Raw genomic sequence first — 16,734 nt, 5'->3', positions numbered from 1 at the left:
TCAGGTCGCCGTAAGCGTCTGGCGCGGCGCGAATATACGCTTGGCCTGCAACAATCCTAACGAGAACAGGATCGGGATGAGCATAATGACGACGCCGATAAATACATTCCCGCGCACCACGTAAATAAGGCCAGGTGCTCCAACGGCCGCCGACATTCGTCCCAGGAAGCGATCCGGGCGCGCCATGATCAGCCGCTCCAACCCAATGAGCAGAGCCGCAAACAAGGCCGGCCAGATCAGGCAGCCCAACCATCCTGCATTCAACAGCGCATCTCCCCACAAAATGGGGTGCAGCGAACCATTCTGGCCGAGAGAATAGGATTCCACCAAGCTTCTGAAGTAGAGGTCCTGGTCGAAATATCCGGACTCGATCCCATAGCGCCAAAGCCGGTAAGTGATGTCGTCGGGTTTGAATGGAACCACGGTAGAAGGCAGAGGCAGCAGCAGAAGCCGGGTGATCGTCGCCAGGGGAGCCGTCACAATCGCTTGATCCCGCACTCCCTGCATGGCGAGTACAAATCCTTCGCCTATCGAGCCATCTCCGCCAGTCAGATCCTGCGAATCCGCGAGCGCCTCGGCGATAGGCGTGAAATCGCCGTTCAGCAGGCTGAGAAGGCTGACGCTGCGCAGCACGCGAGTCACGACGTGCAGCGCGATGAAGCCAATTCCCGCAAGGCCGCCGAAGACAATGATCTGTCGCCGGCTCAGCTTTCGCAGAGAGAACAGCCAGAATGCTCCGAAGAGCACCATGAAAATGACTCGGGCGCCCGTTGATAAGAATATCAGGGCGAGGACCGGAAGGAGGACTACTCGCAAGGAGATTCTCTTCAGGATCGTCCATAGCCCAAAAATCAAGAATCCGCAGTAGGATATGATCGGGCCATAGAGACTGAAATAATTCTCTTCACGTCTGGCCCAAGTATTTTCATCCAAATCCAGGCCGCTCTGATTCACGACATAGAGAACGAGGCCGACAAGTGCGAACAGGAGCAATACAGTCGCTGTCTGGCTTATATCGAGGCCAGGCCTATATGGAACCGGAGCTGGCATCCGGTATTCAACAGACAGCAGGATGATCGTAAGTACGGAATTGCAGCATAGAATATATAGTACGCTGGCATAAATGTCTGATTCGATAAAAATCGACATATTTCCAAGCATTAGAGGAACTTGGACGCAATAGTAAAGTAAGACTAAAAGAAACGGGAAGTAATATCGGCGCTTCCTGAAGGCGACGATACAAGCCGGAGCCAGCGATAACACGGTCAGTATGGTGAGCAGTACAATCATGCTTTACTCGCGTGGACTGGCGGCCTGCCGTTTTCCGGCGCTCTGTGACGTATGTGCGCTCCGCCGATCCACGCGGCGCCGGCGATTTCAACCGCCGCGAACGCGATCGAGGCCGCGATCAAGACGGGGGCTCCCGACTGGCAGAGGAGCCATAGGGCAGGAGCAAGCAGCAGCACTCGAAGAAGGGATGAACCGGTCACGGGCGCTGGTCGTCCCGCAGCGAAAAGAGCGGGTATGATCAACCGCGAATAAAGAATGGCCGGCAAGGCAGCGCAAAGCACCAGCGCAGGGATCTTGACCTCTGCCGCAAGGCGCACATTCAACTCTATCGCGCCGAACAACGCGAGGCTGGTCAATGCTGCAAGCGCAGCCGCACCCAGTAGTGATGTGAGCGCGATTTGTGCGCTCAACTGGCCGAGCCGCCCCGAATGGTCCTGTTTGCTCCAGCGGTTGTAAAGCACGGGCGAAATCATTGTACACAGGACGTTCACCGCGCTGACGACTAGCAGGGCGACGCTCATCAAGCCAACCTGGGCAAGGTCGGCGCCAAGATATCGCATTGTCGCATACAGCACGACGATCTGGGCCGATCCGAGCACGGACACGATGAAGCTATGGACGGACTGCCGGACAATGCTCCGCCAAATGTCGCGTGATATCTCCCCATCGCGTGCAAAGCCGATCCGGCTTGCGGAGAATGCGGCGACGATCGCCACTCCGGCGGAGGAAAGCATGAAAATGGAATAGAAATTCGGAAGCGACCCGATTCTCGCGGCCACGCTCAGTGCCAGCAGGAGCGCGGGAGCAATGCTGAAAAGCGAGAAGGCGAGGCCGTCATTTTGGGTGAGCAGAATGCTCCGGATCAACCCATGATAGGTGTAACTTACCAGCGAAAATGCGAGTATCCCCGCGCTCAGAATCGGTTGTGCATCCGGCGCATATCCCAGCCAAACTGTGACCCCCGCGCCGAACACCGCGAACGGAAAGCTCAGCAGGCAGTAGGTCAAGGAGAACCGGCTCAGGGCCGAGGCCGAGGCGCTATGCCGGTTGATCGCGAATACATATCCCTGCGGCAGCCCGGCAAGGGCGACCAACGAGCCGAATTCAACCCAACTTTTTATAAGAGCAAACTGCCCCTGCGCGGGAGCGCCCCAAAGAAACGTGATTCCAAGCGCCAGCAGAAAGGAAAGCGCTGCGCCAAACGATTGGACGACAACGTTTATTCCTAATGAATCTCGGAACGAAGAGGCCATTTCAACAGCGGCTCAGGTAACTTCGCTTCAGGCTCTCTTGTACAGGAACAAGTCGCAAAACGAAGTCTCTTCATGATCACCGTTGAAAGGAAACGGATTTGAGATGCGGCTTTCAAGAACAAACTCAGGAGCGTTCTTTCCTACCCAGCGCTTGAAATCTCGATTCTTCACGTGCGCGCCAAACTCTCCCGAGTCGTCGAAATCGCTCGAATAGATTAGAACGTACTTATCGGACGCGGAAAATAAGTTTGCCATATATTTATGGAATACGTCATCTTCCACTAGATGAAAGATGACGTCCAAACTCATCGACAGATCGAATTTCTCGCCGCTGTAGCTAGATGCGTGTCGAAAAGAGAAATTCTTCTTCTCCTTGAATTTTACTCTGCAGCTCTGCAGAACAGTCTCACTTACATCGAAGCCGACATAAGACGGGTAGTCAGCCAAAAGGAGCTGATTGCCGTCTCCGCATCCAAACTCGGCGACCGTCCGAATACCTTTCTCGGCAACAATCGCATTAATCTTTCGAGCCTTGAACTCTGCGAGCCTGCCATAGGAGCCGGGCCCGGAGTTTCCGCCGGTCCGATACCGCTCTTCCCAATAGTCCTCGGAAGTATCAAACTTCTTCGCATCTAACCACCGGTTGAGGTGGCTAAGAGACGGACCGACGATCGGCGTCTGACGAATGAGCTTCTTGATCGCGCGCATGATGATGTTCCGTTACTGACGCGTTGCCTGAGCCGCACCGAACCGTCGGCTATTCGGCTCGCTTATGCAGCTCAAAGGTGAAGATCCACGCCATCCAGTTGACGCCCGGTACTTTTTCGAAGAGGCGATCCAGCCGGTCCAGTAAACTGGCGACAGCGGTCAGCTTACCCCCGGCATAGCCGACGACGTGCCAATATCTGACATTGCGGACATCGAAGAATCGACGCGCAAAGCGCAAGTCCTTGAAGCCAAGAATATGTGCCTTTTCATAGTCGGTACGCATGTCCGGCGTCAGCATCCGATACAGTTTGATGGCCGGATTATACTCCAGGGATTCCAGGCAGAGGATCTTGCCGCCTGGCTTCAGGATGCGGCGCAATTCGGGAAAGGCGTAGGAAAGATCCAAGTGATGCAGCATGCCCGAGCACATGATCGCGTCGACCGAGTTATCGGGAAGCTTCGTGTTTTCGGCATCCGCCTGAAAGAAACGCGTGTTGCTCAGGCCCTGTTCGGCCGCGAAGCGCCGGCAATTCTGGACGGAAACATCGCTGACGTCGAGTCCGAGTGCGAGCTTCGCACCCGATCGTGCCGCATGGAGGGCATTGTGGCCATTGCCACAGGCGTAGTCCAGAAACACCTTTCCACGCGCATTCTCGGCGATCCAGTTGTCAACATACGCTTTCGACCGTTTGATCGTGTCGTAATATTTCTTGTTTCCGTAAAACCTTTCGAACGAGTCTTCGGATTCCGCCGCTTTGGCGCGGAACTCGGGGTCACGGTCGCGGTTGTGAAATTCGAGCTCAGCAATTTTGCGTTGATTGAGCTCGCCCAACCATGCCTTGTTTTCGATCAGGTCGATCTCGTCGATGCGTTCAAGCAACGCGTCGATGTTATCGCTCGCCATCAATGTGCTCCGTTCAAACAATTCTTCAGGATCAGGTCAATGTGATCCGCATAGGATCGGTAAACCATTTCGGACGAGTAACTATTCTCGAATAAGCGTCCGCTGTTAAGCGCCTTCTGTCGGCGCAAACGTTGGTCTGCTGCCGCGTCCGCCAGGACCGACCGCAGCTGATTGCCATCTTCCGCGGCATAGTTCCAGCCGATATCTGCAGTCTGGACAAGTTCCGATGCCTCGCCAGGAATGCTGTTGAGCACCGGCAGGCCGAAGCTCATATATTCAAACAGCTTGTTGGGCAGGGCGACGTGTGACCCGGCCTTGTAGCAGACCAGTCCAACGTCGGCGAGAGCGGCCTTTTCACGGATTGTAGCGGCGTCGACCCATCCTGCGAATTCGATCCGGCGATCGCCCGCCGCAAGCGCACGCCAGCTCTCGCTGTATTCGCCGTCACCGCAGATGATCGCGCGGAGCTCAGGGCGATCGACGCTTCGGAAGGCGCGAATAAACGTGGGCAGGTCAACGCTGTTGTTGAAGCTGCCCGAAAACAGGAATGTCACCTCGGACTTTTCGCCATCCGCAAACCGCCCCGCGCGCATGGCGGCCGAGCCGGGGTGGTCCGGATAACCGAGCGGGATCTCCTGGTCGCGGTCGTCGTTCGGGCGGCCGGCCTTGGCCGCTGCCCAAATCAAATATTGCCGCGAGACGCCCACAAGCGACCGGGCCGACGCGAACGAGCGGGAGACGGACCGTTCCATCATCGCGATCGCCGGAGCTGCCGCGGGCGCGAGCATCGACGGGATGCGCGATCGAAGCTCGTCCGGCCAGAGGTCCCTTACGTCCACGATCAGAGGAGCGCCGATCCGATCGGCGAAACGGGCGACGGCTGCGGACAATTCGATCGGCGGAAAGGAGCAGACGATCGCTGCCGGTCTATCCTGCGTGCGGGCCTTGCGCTCGAAGTCTCGGGCGATCTGCCAGTGATTGAGCTGGCGTGCGAACGAGAGATTCCGGCGATACCCGACGCCATCAAGGAAACCGAGGGTATAGCCTTCGCCAGTGTCGACGAAGTCGGCCGGTTCCTCGTGGTGGCGCTTGGCGAAGTGATCGAAGCGTGACGTCCACCAAACCACTCGGTGACCACGCTGCGCGAGTTCGCGCGCGAGCAGTCGCGTCCGCAATGCTCTGCTGCCGTTCTCGATCGGCAAAGGCTCGCCGATCGTCACCAGCCAGATTGTGGTCGGAGCGTGCATTGCCGGCTTGTGCAGATTCAGGCGTGCGCTTCGCGCGCATACACGGCGAGATCGCGGTCCCTGCGGCAAATTTCGACAAGCCGGTCAGGGGCGCCGAGCTCCTGCACAATCGGGACGATGCGGCGCAGCGCGCCCGGCTTGTCGACAATCGCCACTATCGTCAGCCAAATCAGCTTAAGATCGAGCACGAGACCGGCATGCCGCACATACAGCAATCCGAGCTCGCTCTTCCAGGGACGGATCAGTCGATCATAGGCCGCGTCGGGATCGGTGGAATCCTTGATGATCTCCCCTTCATCCGAAAACACTATTGACGACAAATCCGTGATCCCGGGCCTGGTGGCCAAGAGCCCGCGTTCGGCCTCGCTGTAGCTCGCAACGGCCTTCATCGTGTTGGGCCGAGGCCCTACCAAGCTCATGTCGCCGACGAGCACATTCCAGAGCTGCGGAAGCTCGTCGAGCTTGTAGCGCCGCACGAATGCTCCGAGGGGCGTTATCCGGGCATCGTCAGCACCGGTGGATTCAACGCCCGTTCGATCGGCGTTCACCACCATCGACCGGACCTTCACCATGCGGAACGGGCGGTCGTCACGCCCTGCGCGTTCGCCGAAGTAAAGTGGGGATTTGCGGTCCTGCCCCCACACCAGAGCCAAAATTACGGCCAGCGGCAGGGCAAATATGGCCAGTCCGATCGCAGCCGCCAGGACGTCGAGAGCACGTTTCGTCATGTGCTCTTCTTGACGATGTCCAGGGCGGCTGCGGCGACGCTGTCGGCGGTCGGGTAATAAGCAGCCTCGAGCGGCTTGCTGGTGGGAGCAGGCGCATGAGGAAGCGTGACTCGACTGGGCATCGCGCGCCACTCATCAGGCCTCGTGCCCTCGACAGCGCTTGCGATCAGCTCGCCCGCGAAGCCGCAATTGCTCCAACTGCCGTCAATGGCGAGAAGGCGCCCGGTCTTGCGCACCGAGCGGCGAAGCGCGGCCGGGTCGAGGGGATTGAGGATGCGCATGTCGACGACATCGCACGTCACTCCGTGTGTTTGCAGGATCTCCGCGGCATCCAGCGCCAGCTTCACCGAATAGCTCGCGCCGGCCAGCGTGATTGCGTCGCCCTCACGTCGGAGGACGCCGCCAACCGACTCCAAATCAACATCGGCCGCTGGCGCCATCTCTTCTTCCCACTCGTAGAGCCAGCGATCGTCGATGTAGAGAACGGGGTCGGGCGATTGCGTCGCCGCAATGAGCAGGTCGCGCGCATCGGTCGGTGTCGCGGGCATCACCACGCGCAGGCCCGGTATATGCGCGTACCAGCTATGCAGTGCCTGGCTATGCTGAGCGCCCTGTTCGCCGCCGCGATTGACGATTCCCCGAATCACCATGGCGGGGGAGCAGTGGCCGCCAAGCATATGCCGCCACTTTGCGGCTTGGTTCACGATTTGGTCGGTCGCCAGGATCATGAAATCCATCCGCGGATGGATGACAATAGGCTTATAGCCGTGCAGGGCTGCACCGACGGCGATGCCCGTCGTGGCGCCTTCCGACACAGGCGTGTCGATCACGCGTTCCTTGCCGAAGCGGCGGTCAAGACCGTCCATCGACCGTCCTACGTACCATGGGCTCCACAGGCCCTGGCCGATCGCCAGGCACTTGGGATCGGATTCCATGACGAACCCGAATCCCTGGCGGATGGCATCGCAATAAGCGACCGAACTCATGACGTCTGCCCCCCGTTGGCATAGACCATGTCGAGAAGTGCCGCCTCCGGCGGATATGGCGCTGCACGGGCGGCCTCAACGGCATCCCGCAGCTCGGTCCGAATTTCTTCCTCGATCAGCGTGAAGCTGTCGGGGGCGACACGTTTGGCATTGATCAGCGCCGATCGAAGCCTGCCGATCGGGTCCCGCCCTTTCCATGCGGCCAGTTCATCGGGGCTTCTTCGCACACCCACGTCGATATCCTCGTTAGGGCCGACATGGCCTCGCCAACGGAAGGTCACGGCTTCGATGAACCCAGGCCCGCGGCCCTCTCGACTGGCGCGAACCAAACGCTCGGCCGCCCGGGCAACTTCGACCACATCGTTGCCGTCCACCAACTCGGCTTCGACCCCGTTCGCGCGCGCGAACCGTGCGACTGAGTCGAGCGGCTGGCGCAGCTTGATGTCCAGATGACTTGAATAAAGGTTGTTTTCGGCGACGAACAACACCGGCAGGCGCATCACCGATGCCATGTTCAAGGTTTCGTGGAGAATGCCCTCTTCGCACGCCCCGTCACCGAAGTAGGCGACTGCCACATCCCCACGACCGTCCATCTTGGCGGCCAGAGCGGCGCCCGCGGCGATTGGTATCGTGGCGCCGACGATCGGAACCGAACCGTGGAAGCCGACCTCGGGAGCATAGAGATGCATGGATCCGCCCATGCCCGCCGAAGCACCTGTCCCCTTGCCGAAGATCTCGGCAATCATGGCCGCGGGGTTTCCGCCGACGGCCAGATAGTGGGAGTGGCTGCGGTGGCCGCCATATACCCGGTCGGTCGGGCGCAAAGCGGAAGACACGCCGACCGCGACCGCCTCCTGGCCAATTCCGAGATGGCATGGGCACCGCACTTCGCCAGCCACATACAGATCGGCCACCACTTCTTCGGCGAGCCGGATCTTGAGCATGGATCGATAATAGCCGAGCAGCGCATCCGTTGCGCCATTGCCCAGGTCGAGCGGCTCATTGAACAGCTGAGGGTCAGCAAGCGGCCCGAGCCGCATGTCCGAAGTGGTGCTATGCACAAAAACTCCTGACGCTCTGAATTACATGCGCAACCTGCTCGTCCGAAAGCACATGATTCATCGGCAAGAGCAGCGATTCTTTGAAAAAGCGATCTGTGATCGGCAGGTCTTGATTAAATCCAAGCCCCCGCAGCTGGTGAATGCCGAATCCTCCCCACTGGACTATGGTCCCGACGCCCTGTTCGGAGAGGTGGGCACGCAATTCATCTCGCCGGTCACAGCAAAGCTCGTAGTTTTGAAAGACGTCGAAATATCGGCCGTCTTCCGGCGGGGGAGGGAGACGCAGTCCGTCCAGCTCGGCAAAGGCCTCATCATATTGTCGCGCGATTTCGCGCCTGCGCTCGATGGCTTCCGCATAGTAGGTGAGCTTGTATACGAGAATCGCCGCTTGCACATTATCCAGGCGGCTGTTCGTGCCCCAGATGGTGACGTCGCGTGGGATCACCTTGTCGCGATTGGCTCCATGATTGCGCATTGCCCGCACGCGTTCGGCGATTTCGTCGTCGTTCGTGACGAGCGCGCCTCCATCGCCAAAACAGCCGAGAGTTTTGGACGGATAAAAGCTGTAGGTTCCCCACCGGCCGATCGCACCCGCGGGCTTGTTGTCGAGGCGCGCGCCCGCGGCCTGAGCCGAATCTTCGAACACCTCGAGGCCATGACGGGCCGCGATGTCCATGATCGCGTCCATCTGGCACGTTCGCCCGTTCACGTGGACTGGCATGATGGCGCGTGTCTTGGGTGTAATCGCCGCCTCGATTGCCTCCGGCGATACCAGCCAATCACTTTCATCCAGCTCAACCGGGATGACAGTTCCGCCCGCATGGTGCACGGACTGGGCAGCGGCGATGAACGAGTGGGACGGAAGAATAACCTCGTCGCCTGGGCGCAAGCCACTGGCGCGCAGGCCCAGCAGGATCGCGTTCGTGCCATCGGCAACGGCAATGACGTGCTTCACTCCGATGAAGCGGGCCAGCGCGGCCTCGAATTCGTCGACATCCTTTTGCAGGATGAACCGGCCCGCACCGGCAGTTTCAGTCAAGATTCGGGCAAACTCGTCGGCGCGCTCGTTGAAATAGGCGGCCCAATCAAAAAATGGTACTTTCATGTTGAACCTGGGATTTCCTGATTGAAGCTGGTGGCGATGCAGTAGATCACTTTGTGACGTGTGTCGGCACGGCCAGCTTCGACCGGGACCGGTGGGGTCAGTCTATGCTGCACCGTATCCAGCGCCGGCGGCATGGGGATGAGTTTGCCGAACACCAGGCGCTTGAGCCAGGCCTTTCCCGCCATGCTCTTGGGAATTAGGCCGAACTTTGCGGCGACAAATTTGAGCGGGCGCAAAATTCGTTGGCGGGCGCTCACCGCCTCTACATTGTGTGAGGCGGAGAATGACGGGCTGAACCCGTGCTTGGCAAGCATTTGCGTCAGTTCGCCGACTCCCAGATAACCGTGCGAAAAGGGGCTGGGATTGAAATCGTACAAATCCTTGTTCGCCGTCACGATCAGCAACCGTCCGCCGGGACGCAGCACACGCTTGGCCTCGCTCAGGAACCGATCTTTGTCGGCGATGTAATAAATCGCCTCGAACAAGAGGACGTGGTCGAAGCTCGCATCGGGAAACGGGATGCGCTCGGCCCCAAACACCTCCAGGTGGACATCGTCCGCCGCGATATCGCGCGCCGCCGACAAGACTTCCGGCGAGATGTCGCCTGCGGCCAAGGACCGCGCGGCCGCGCGCAAGATGCCAAGCCCCTGGCCGGCTCCGCAGCCGACTTCGAGAACATCCGTTCCACGGACGAGCTCCGCAGCCCAGTGATACCGGTCACAGGTCCGTTGCAGTTGCTCTGTAGAGATCATCTGCCCGCCCATTTCCGTCACGTCGACAAAGTGGCGGGTCATGGCGAAACCATATCGAGAGGCGGGACGAGCAAACACATTCTCCGCGCGTCAGCACGTTAGGTTGGACAACAGGACCGAAATCCAGGCCAGCGCGGCCCCCGGCCGTCGCGCTCTAGGTCGGCGATGTGCGGTTTACAACCCTGTTTGGCGCTTGGACTGGGGATGAAGGCTCTGCTAGAACGCGGACAACCACGTGTTTTCATTGCAGTTCGGGACGGTAGGGATGCGGCTTGGTCGGGGGCGGACATGATCGGCTGGCTGCTGGCATTGCCGAGATTGTTCAAACGCTTGATCGTGCTGAGCGTCGACGTCTGCCTCTGCGTTCTCACGGTCTGGCTCGCCTTCTACTTAAGGCTCGGGGAATGGGTGAGCCTCGCTGGCGGCCCGTGGATTGCGGCTGTGGCGTCGATGCTGATCAGCATTCCGCTATTCGTTTCATTTGGCCTGTACCGGGAGGTTTTTCGGCATGTCGGCTGGTCCGCGCTGGCGTCGACGGCACAGGCTTGCCTCATCTATGCGATCTGCTTTGGGACGATATTCACGGCATGGTCGATCCCAGATGTTCCCCGCACCATCGGGTTGGCCCAGCCCGTGCTGCTGTTCGTCGCGGTCAGCGCAGCCAGACTGCTTGCAAAATATTGGCTGGGCGGCGCCTACCGACACGGACTTGGTCGAAAGCAACGCCGGAATGTTTTGATTTTCGGCGCGGGTGCCGCCGGCCGTCAGCTGGCGACGGCCCTGGCCAACAGCGACCAGTTCAGGGCGGTCGGCTATATCGACGACGACACCAGCATGCATGGCAGCATGCTGGACGGTATAAGGGTGTGGGGGCGCAACAGAGTCGAGTGGGTCGTTTCCGACTTTAACGTCACTGATGTCTTTCTTGCGATTCCGTCCGCCTCGAAGCGGCGGCGGAATGAAGTTGTGGATTTTCTGCAGCCTTTTTCGGTCTCAATCCGAACAGTGCCCGGCCTGATGGATTTGGCCCATGGCCGAGTCCAGGTGACCGATCTTCGCCCCCTCGCAATCGAGGATCTGCTCGGTCGCGATCCGGTTTCGCCGCATCCGCTGCTGCTTGGACGGAATATCACCGGGAAGACTGTCCTGGTCACTGGGGCGGGGGGATCGATCGGGAGCGAACTGTGCCGTCAGGCAGTCCAGCTGGAGCCCGTTCGTCTCGTGCTGGTGGATGCAAGCGAGTACGCTCTCTATTCGATTCATCGGGAATTGAATGCTCTCGACGGCGCGCAATCGGCGGAAATCGTTCCATTGATCGCGTCGGTTCAAAATCGCGAGCTGATGCGGCAGGTGTTCGAAGCATGGCGGCCGAACACCATCTACCACGCCGCGGCGTACAAGCATGTTCCGCTCGTCGAACAGAATGTCTGCGAAGGCGTTCTGAACAACGTTTCGGGCACGATGATCTGCGCATCGGCTGCCGAGGCAGCGGGGGTGTCCGATTTCGTACTGATCAGCACTGACAAGGCGGTCCGTCCGACGAATGTGATGGGGGCAAGCAAAAGGCTTGCAGAGATCTGCCTGCAGGCCTTGGCGGAACGCAGTTCGACACGATTTTCAATGGTACGTTTCGGTAACGTGCTTGGATCCAGCGGTTCGGTCGTGCCGCTGTTCAGGGAGCAGATCGCCAGCGGCGGGCCCATCACTCTCACCCACCAGGACATTACCCGCTATTTCATGACCATTCCCGAAGCGTCGCAGCTTGTGATTCAGGCGGGAGCGATGGCCACCGGCGGCGAAGTTTTCGTATTGGACATGGGCAATCCGGTCCGCATTCTCGATTTGGCCCGACGCATGGTCGAGCTCTCGGGCATGACCGTGAAGGACGCGGAAAATCCCGATGGCGATATCGAGATCACGTTTGTCGGGCTAAGGCCGGGTGAAAAACTCTATGAGGAGCTGCTGATCGGCGACAATCCGCAGCCGACGATGCACCCGCTGATCATGAAGGCAAACGAGGCGTTTCTTCCCTGGCATGTTTTGAAGGGTGAGGTTGAAGCGATCGAAGCCTTCGCGCGGGCTGGGAACGCGGAGCAGGTCCGGACACGTCTTACCAGCGTCGTTTCCGGCTTCACGCCCGACGCGCGCATGGTCGACGCAACCTACAACCGGCAACGTGCGCGGGCCTGATCAGTCGGTCTTCTGGGTTCGCCCTGTCGGTTCGAGGTGCATCCAGCAGGCAGCGACGAAGAAAATGCAGCCCAGCAGCGGGGTTCGCAGCGGATAGTCGACCAGGCTCGCTACGAACAGGATGCCGATGACCACGGATCCGAGCCGCCCAAATCGACGCGCAGAGCTGTCCCGCGACATGTCGCGCCAATAATGAGCGGCACGCGTCGCCCACCAGCCGAGCAGGACGGTCAGCACGATAAAGCCGAAAGCGCCAGCCTCGATCGCCAACTCCAGCGCGTCATTGTGAGCGTGATTGAAGTAAGTTCGTAAGAGCGCTTCGCTCGGCTCATAGCTGCGGAACACCGAATCAAACGAACCGAACCCCGATCCGACGGGGAAAAAATCTGCCGTCATATGGGTCATCTGGGGAATGAACTGGAAGCGCTGATCTTCGGCAGTAGTGGCGCTTGAAATTCGCGTAATTGCGTCATTTCGCGAATAAAGCGCAGCCGCACCGACAAGGACTACCCCCGCAAGCGCGGCCGCTCCGGCACTGAGACGCCAAGCGCGCGAACGGGTCAGGGACGACCATGCGCCCTGATGGCCCGCGTAGAGGATCAGCCCAGCTGCAAGGCCAGCAATGGCCAATCCCAATCCGGCTCGCGATCCGTTCGCTAGTACAAAGGGGAGCAGCGCAATCGCAGCGACCGCGGCGAATGCCGCCTGTAGCTTGGCACCCGCGCGAGCCCCTTGGCGCAAGCCGGCAAAGACGCCCAGCATCGGCAGCATGCAAGCAACCAGCGCGGCCTGGTGGTTGCGATTGGCGAAGACGCCTACCGGATAGCCGGGATTGGTGATGCGGAAGAAATAGAGGTCGCGGCTGGTGATCTGGACCAGGCCGATGACCACGCTGACGCCGCCGCCGACAAGGATTACAGAGAGCAGCCGCATCCGATCTTCGCGTGCGATCGATGCTATGCCGACAAGAATAGCCGCAGGCGGCAGCAGCGACAGCAGCGTGTTGAGTGTGAGATCCGGCGTAAGCGAAATCGGCCGCCACGGCTGCGTCGATCCGATGACGTCAGCGACGGTTCGAACGGAGCTCCGGCCGGGCAGCGAGGTCCAAAGCGCCGGCGGCAGCGGGATGAGCTGCAGGGCCACGACTGCTGCTGCAGCCGCAAGGAGAAGCGCTGGCACGCGAACCGCGGACCAGTCCTTTGGGGCGCCTGTTCCGATGGATGCCGCGATGAGCAGGACTGCGGCCGATCGAACGAGCATGGGTTGGAAAACGTCCACCCTGGAAGAGCCGCCGAAGGCAAAGCAGCAGGCAAGGAACCCTACAAGGACCCAGAACATGAATCGCTGGCGAGGAGAACGATCGGCATTTGGAAACACGAGGGGCATTATCCCGACAGGAAACGGAAGCCTCAGCATTCGCGCGCGACCTATTGTCGCAGGCGTCGGCTTGAGCCAAAGGCGTTGCTAACGGGCAGTGCTGATAGGAGCAAGCAATTGCGGGAGATCGCAACCTTCGCGGGTGGGTGCTTCTGGTGCACCGAGGCCGTTTTCAAGGATGTCGTCGGAGTCGAAAAGGTTGAGAGCGGCTATACCGGCGGGACGATGCCCGATCCCGATTATAAGGCGGTCTGTTCCGGCTCCACCGGCCATGCCGAAGCCGTTCAGCTCTCGTTCGATCCGGACTCGATCTCCTATGCCGACCTATTGGACATATTCCTTCACACCCATGATCCCACGCAGCTTAACCGGCAGGGGAACGACGTCGGAACGCAATATCGATCAGCGATTTTTACTCATTCACCCGAGCAGGAGCGGCTCGCACGAGCTGCACTTGAGCGAGCCCAGGCGGCATGGCCGGATCCGATCGTCACAAGCATCCAAGAGGCGGGTATTTGGTACCCAGCTGAGGATTACCACCAAGAATACTACGATCGTGTCGGTTCGCAAAACGCCTATTGCAACGTAGTAATTTCGCCTAAGCTGGCCAAATTTCGGAAGGCATATGCATCGAGGCTCAAATCAGGAAATTGATGGCAGGAGCGCAACGTGCGCCGATTCGGGTTCTACTTCGAATTGTGAAGTTCGTCTGCTCGAGGACATCAGGCGATTATTGAAGATCGATACGTTCTTGAAGTTACCGCGAACAAATCGAGTGAGGCTGGTCATTTTACTGGATGTGCTGAATGTGTTTCCAGATATTTTGATGTTGTCAGATGCGCCATCGGTCGTCGCGTCGAGCTCAAGGAAATAACGATCGAGAGTTCCGTTGCCTGTGTTGTTCAGAATCGTTACGTTTGAAGACGGCTGATAAATACTGATGCAGTCGAATCCCTTCGGTTTGGGCAGTTTTGAGTCCTCATTCCCGATGTCCGCGATGCCGTTGCCGGACACCGTCAACTCGCCGATACGCGAAAAAGCGAGCGCACCGATTACATATCCGCCTGATGACAGGCCGGGCACGGCATTCGCGCCGCTCACCAGATTTTCGGATACGTTCACGTTTCTGATGAACGGCACGCCGGGATCGGCGGCGACGGATATCCCGAAGTGAGCAGCCGACCGCCCCCGCCAGGGATCGGATCGCGTGTGGAAGATACGGTTTCGGCTGACTCGCACATTCGCGATGCGGCCGGACGGAGACGTGATGTCGATTCCATTCCTGACGTCACGAAACTCGTTATCCTCGACAATCAGGTCGTCGACTTCATGGGTCATGAAGCCGTCCCATGACGGCACCCCGCTGACCATGTTCCGCAGAAACCTGAGACGCCTCTGAGGATAACCTCGGCGCTCGTCACCGGTCGCCGAAAATGCATAAGCCGTGTAGCCGCGCGCTTGCGCGCACTGCTCAAAGCGGTTCCCGATAACGGTCACATCCGAGCTCCCGGAGCAGAGAGCCGCGTAGAGCATCCAGTTCGAAAAATGGCAGTTCTCAACACGGACCCGCTGGGCGCCCCTGACACACAGCAGATTGTATCCGTCGGACATGGTCAGATTCTGGACAGCAAGATCAGAGGAAGCGCCCGAAGCCGAGGAGAGAAAATGGATCAGGCCGGCATCGGTGACCGTTCGTGGCGCTTCTCCGTCGACGTCCGTCCGGCGCTCAGGCTCAAACAGCGCTTGTGGACCAGCGCCCCGGACGGCGAAGCCGGAAAGCGTGACGCTATGGATATCTTCGCCCACAAAAAGGCGTAGGCCAGGCTTGGTCTGGCGGATCAGGCAGCTTGAGTCGCCGACCAGCGCCAGGTTGGATAAGAGCCGGATTTCCTCATCCAAAACCAGGGTGCGGTTGGCAGGCAATCTGATGCGGCCTCCGCCTTCGCGGCGAACCCAGTCCAGAGCACGAACGAATGCGGGTACGGCCGATCGTTCCTGTCCCGTCTCGAAATTGGCGAAATCGCGTTCAGGGTAGGAGGACGAGGCACAAGACGCGCTACTGATGTCAAGGCCGAGAGCGCCCAGCCCGGCCATCATTTGTCGACGAGACAACATCGAACGACCATAAACGCGGGACTTGGCGAAAGCCATGTACGACAAGACTTTGCGCGATCATCTGCGCTCGCTAGGAGGCTCCTCCAAATTGAAGGAGCGAAATCCATGCAGCCTTTGCGCAAGGCAGTGTTTCCGGTTGCGGGTCTCGGCACGCGCAATCTGCCCGCGACCAAGTCGGTGCCGAAGGAAATGCTTCCCGTCGTCGACCGGCCGCTGATCCAGTACGCCGTCGACGAAGCGCTTGCCGCCGGGATCGAGCAGCTGATCTTCGTAACCGGTCGCGGCAAGGGTTCGATGGAGGACTATTTCGACATCTCCTATGAGCTTGAGGCGACGATGAGGGAGCGCGGCAAGTCGCTGGAGGTGCTGAACGGCACGCGGCTCGCCCCCGGCGACATCGCCTATGTGCGGCAGCAGGAGCCATTGGGTCTCGGCCACGCGGTGTGGTGCGCGCGCCACCTGGTCGGTGACGAGCCGTTTGCGGTCCTTCTGGTCGACGAGCTACTATGGAACCCGGCCAACCCCTCGATCAGCCAGCTTGCCGAGACCTATCGGGAAAAGGGCGGTAACGTGATCTCAGTACTCGAGGTGCCGGAGGATCATACGCATCGTTATGGCATCATCGATCCCGGCGCGCGGCACGGCGACGTGACTGAAGTCCGCGGCTTCGTCGAGAAGCCCGCGGCCGGGACGGCGCCTTCGCGGCTGGCAGCAATCGGCCGCTATGTGCTGCAGCCTGACGTGATGGAGCTTCTCGGCCAGGGCGAACGAGGCGCCGGAGGAGAAATCCAGCTCACCGACGCGCTCGCCAAGCTGGTCGGGCAGCAGCCGTTCCATGCGCGGACATATCGCGGTGCCCGCTACGATTGTGGTGACAAGACCGGCTTCGTGCAGGCGAATCTGGCACTGGCGCTGGAGCGCGAAGACATCGGGTCCGATGTGCGCGGCTTTGCAATGGAATTGCTTGCCAAATCCGCCGGGCGGGTCTGATGCTTGGCGCGGTCTGACCCGCTCGCAA

At 59.7% G+C, this 16,734-nt stretch carries 15 protein-coding genes; 3 read left to right on the top strand and 12 right to left on the bottom strand.

Going from position 1 to position 16,734, the window contains the following annotated elements; all coding sequences use genetic code 11:
- From SCH01S_RS06035 to SCH01S_RS15740, 10 genes are read right to left on the bottom strand one after another with little or no spacing between them, the layout of a single operon-like run.
- Positions 1-1,290: a hypothetical protein gene (locus SCH01S_RS06035; protein ID WP_157032828.1), complete on the bottom strand. Its 1,290-nt coding sequence runs from the start codon at positions 1,288-1,290 to the stop codon at positions 1-3.
- Positions 1,287-2,543, bottom strand: a complete 1,257-nt coding sequence (locus SCH01S_RS06030; RefSeq protein ID WP_157032827.1) for a hypothetical protein — start codon at positions 2,541-2,543, stop codon at positions 1,287-1,289. Before SCH01S_RS06030 ends, SCH01S_RS06035 begins: the two co-directional genes overlap by 4 nt.
- Before the next feature lie 27 nt (positions 2,544-2,570).
- Positions 2,571-3,251, bottom strand: a complete 681-nt coding sequence (locus SCH01S_RS06025) for a class I SAM-dependent methyltransferase (RefSeq protein WP_052733808.1) — start codon at positions 3,249-3,251, stop codon at positions 2,571-2,573.
- A gap of 49 nt (positions 3,252-3,300) precedes the next feature.
- Positions 3,301-4,155, bottom strand: a complete 855-nt coding sequence (locus SCH01S_RS15745) for a class I SAM-dependent methyltransferase (protein WP_052733807.1) — start codon at positions 4,153-4,155, stop codon at positions 3,301-3,303.
- On the bottom strand, positions 4,155-5,402 hold the full coding sequence (locus SCH01S_RS06015) for a glycosyltransferase (protein ID WP_046347885.1): 1,248 nt from the start codon (positions 5,400-5,402) through the stop codon (positions 4,155-4,157). Before SCH01S_RS06015 ends, SCH01S_RS15745 begins: the two co-directional genes overlap by 1 nt.
- A 17-nt stretch (positions 5,403-5,419) precedes the next feature.
- The gene (locus SCH01S_RS06010; RefSeq protein ID WP_046347884.1) at positions 5,420-6,130 is read right to left on the bottom strand and encodes a sugar transferase; all 711 of its coding nucleotides are present in this window, start codon (positions 6,128-6,130) and stop codon (positions 5,420-5,422) included.
- Positions 6,127-7,116: an alpha-ketoacid dehydrogenase subunit beta gene (locus SCH01S_RS06005; RefSeq protein ID WP_052733806.1), complete on the bottom strand. Its 990-nt coding sequence runs from the start codon at positions 7,114-7,116 to the stop codon at positions 6,127-6,129. Before SCH01S_RS06005 ends, SCH01S_RS06010 begins: the two co-directional genes overlap by 4 nt.
- Positions 7,113-8,177 (bottom strand): thiamine pyrophosphate-dependent dehydrogenase E1 component subunit alpha, encoded by a 1,065-nt coding sequence (locus SCH01S_RS06000; protein WP_217995417.1) that lies wholly within the window; start codon positions 8,175-8,177, stop codon positions 7,113-7,115. The genes SCH01S_RS06005 and SCH01S_RS06000 overlap by 4 nt, the downstream gene beginning before the upstream one ends.
- The gene (locus SCH01S_RS05995; protein ID WP_046347883.1) at positions 8,170-9,282 is read right to left on the bottom strand and encodes a DegT/DnrJ/EryC1/StrS family aminotransferase; all 1,113 of its coding nucleotides are present in this window, start codon (positions 9,280-9,282) and stop codon (positions 8,170-8,172) included. Before SCH01S_RS05995 ends, SCH01S_RS06000 begins: the two co-directional genes overlap by 8 nt.
- Positions 9,279-10,076: a class I SAM-dependent methyltransferase gene (locus SCH01S_RS15740; RefSeq protein WP_052733804.1), complete on the bottom strand. Its 798-nt coding sequence runs from the start codon at positions 10,074-10,076 to the stop codon at positions 9,279-9,281. Before SCH01S_RS15740 ends, SCH01S_RS05995 begins: the two co-directional genes overlap by 4 nt.
- A 246-nt stretch (positions 10,077-10,322) precedes the next feature.
- Between SCH01S_RS15740 and SCH01S_RS05985 the strand changes: the two genes are divergently transcribed.
- On the top strand, positions 10,323-12,224 hold the full coding sequence (locus SCH01S_RS05985) for a polysaccharide biosynthesis protein (RefSeq protein ID WP_046347882.1): 1,902 nt from the start codon (positions 10,323-10,325) through the stop codon (positions 12,222-12,224).
- On the opposite strand, the gene SCH01S_RS05980 is transcribed toward SCH01S_RS05985, so the two are convergent.
- Positions 12,225-13,562, bottom strand: coding sequence for an O-antigen ligase family protein (locus SCH01S_RS05980; protein ID WP_169746361.1), 1,338 nt, complete (start codon positions 13,560-13,562; stop codon positions 12,225-12,227).
- A gap of 156 nt (positions 13,563-13,718) precedes the next feature.
- Between SCH01S_RS05980 and msrA the strand changes: the two genes are divergently transcribed.
- On the top strand, positions 13,719-14,255 hold the full coding sequence (gene msrA, locus SCH01S_RS05975; protein ID WP_046347952.1) for a peptide-methionine (S)-S-oxide reductase MsrA: 537 nt from the start codon (positions 13,719-13,721) through the stop codon (positions 14,253-14,255).
- On the opposite strand, the gene SCH01S_RS05970 is transcribed toward msrA, so the two are convergent.
- Positions 14,244-15,752 (bottom strand): right-handed parallel beta-helix repeat-containing protein, encoded by a 1,509-nt coding sequence (locus SCH01S_RS05970; protein ID WP_084689413.1) that lies wholly within the window; start codon positions 15,750-15,752, stop codon positions 14,244-14,246. The genes msrA and SCH01S_RS05970 overlap by 12 nt on opposite strands.
- Before the next feature lie 69 nt (positions 15,753-15,821).
- On the opposite strand from SCH01S_RS05970, the gene SCH01S_RS05965 reads away from it, so the two are divergent.
- Positions 15,822-16,706 carry a UTP--glucose-1-phosphate uridylyltransferase gene (locus tag SCH01S_RS05965; RefSeq protein ID WP_046347879.1) on the top strand — a complete coding sequence of 295 codons (885 nt, stop codon included), beginning with the start codon at positions 15,822-15,824 and terminating at the stop codon, positions 16,704-16,706.
- Positions 16,707-16,734 lie beyond the last annotated feature (28 nt).

This window comes from Sphingomonas changbaiensis NBRC 104936 (assembly GCF_000974765.1).
Taxonomy (GTDB): Bacteria; Pseudomonadota; Alphaproteobacteria; order Sphingomonadales; family Sphingomonadaceae; genus Sphingomonas_B; species Sphingomonas_B changbaiensis.
The sequence above is the reverse complement of the archived record's forward strand: the minus strand, read 5'-3'. Positions and strand labels throughout refer to the sequence as shown.

Excerpts from the sequence above, each read along its gene's own strand:
- SCH01S_RS06005 (WP_052733806.1), bottom strand. The coding sequence starts at position 7,116 with ATGAGTTCGGTCGCTTATTGCGATGCCATCCGCCAGGGATTCGGGTTC.
- SCH01S_RS15745 (WP_052733807.1), bottom strand. The coding sequence starts at position 4,155 with ATGGCGAGCGATAACATCGACGCGTTGCTTGAACGCATCGACGAGATC.
- SCH01S_RS06010 (WP_046347884.1), bottom strand. The coding sequence starts at position 6,130 with ATGACGAAACGTGCTCTCGACGTCCTGGCGGCTGCGATCGGACTGGCC.
- SCH01S_RS05985 (WP_046347882.1), top strand. The coding sequence starts at position 10,323 with ATGATCGGCTGGCTGCTGGCATTGCCGAGATTGTTCAAACGCTTGATC.
- SCH01S_RS05980 (WP_169746361.1), bottom strand. The coding sequence starts at position 13,562 with ATGTTCTGGGTCCTTGTAGGGTTCCTTGCCTGCTGCTTTGCCTTCGGC.
- SCH01S_RS05970 (WP_084689413.1), bottom strand. The coding sequence starts at position 15,752 with ATGGCTTTCGCCAAGTCCCGCGTTTATGGTCGTTCGATGTTGTCTCGT.
- SCH01S_RS06025 (WP_052733808.1), bottom strand. The coding sequence starts at position 3,251 with ATGCGCGCGATCAAGAAGCTCATTCGTCAGACGCCGATCGTCGGTCCG.
- SCH01S_RS06035 (WP_157032828.1), bottom strand. The coding sequence starts at position 1,290 with ATGATTGTACTGCTCACCATACTGACCGTGTTATCGCTGGCTCCGGCT.
- SCH01S_RS05965 (WP_046347879.1), top strand. The coding sequence starts at position 15,822 with ATGCAGCCTTTGCGCAAGGCAGTGTTTCCGGTTGCGGGTCTCGGCACG.
- SCH01S_RS06030 (WP_157032827.1), bottom strand. The coding sequence starts at position 2,543 with ATGGCCTCTTCGTTCCGAGATTCATTAGGAATAAACGTTGTCGTCCAA.
- SCH01S_RS15740 (WP_052733804.1), bottom strand. The coding sequence starts at position 10,076 with ATGACCCGCCACTTTGTCGACGTGACGGAAATGGGCGGGCAGATGATC.
- SCH01S_RS05995 (WP_046347883.1), bottom strand. The coding sequence starts at position 9,282 with ATGAAAGTACCATTTTTTGATTGGGCCGCCTATTTCAACGAGCGCGCC.
- SCH01S_RS06015 (WP_046347885.1), bottom strand. The coding sequence starts at position 5,402 with ATGCACGCTCCGACCACAATCTGGCTGGTGACGATCGGCGAGCCTTTG.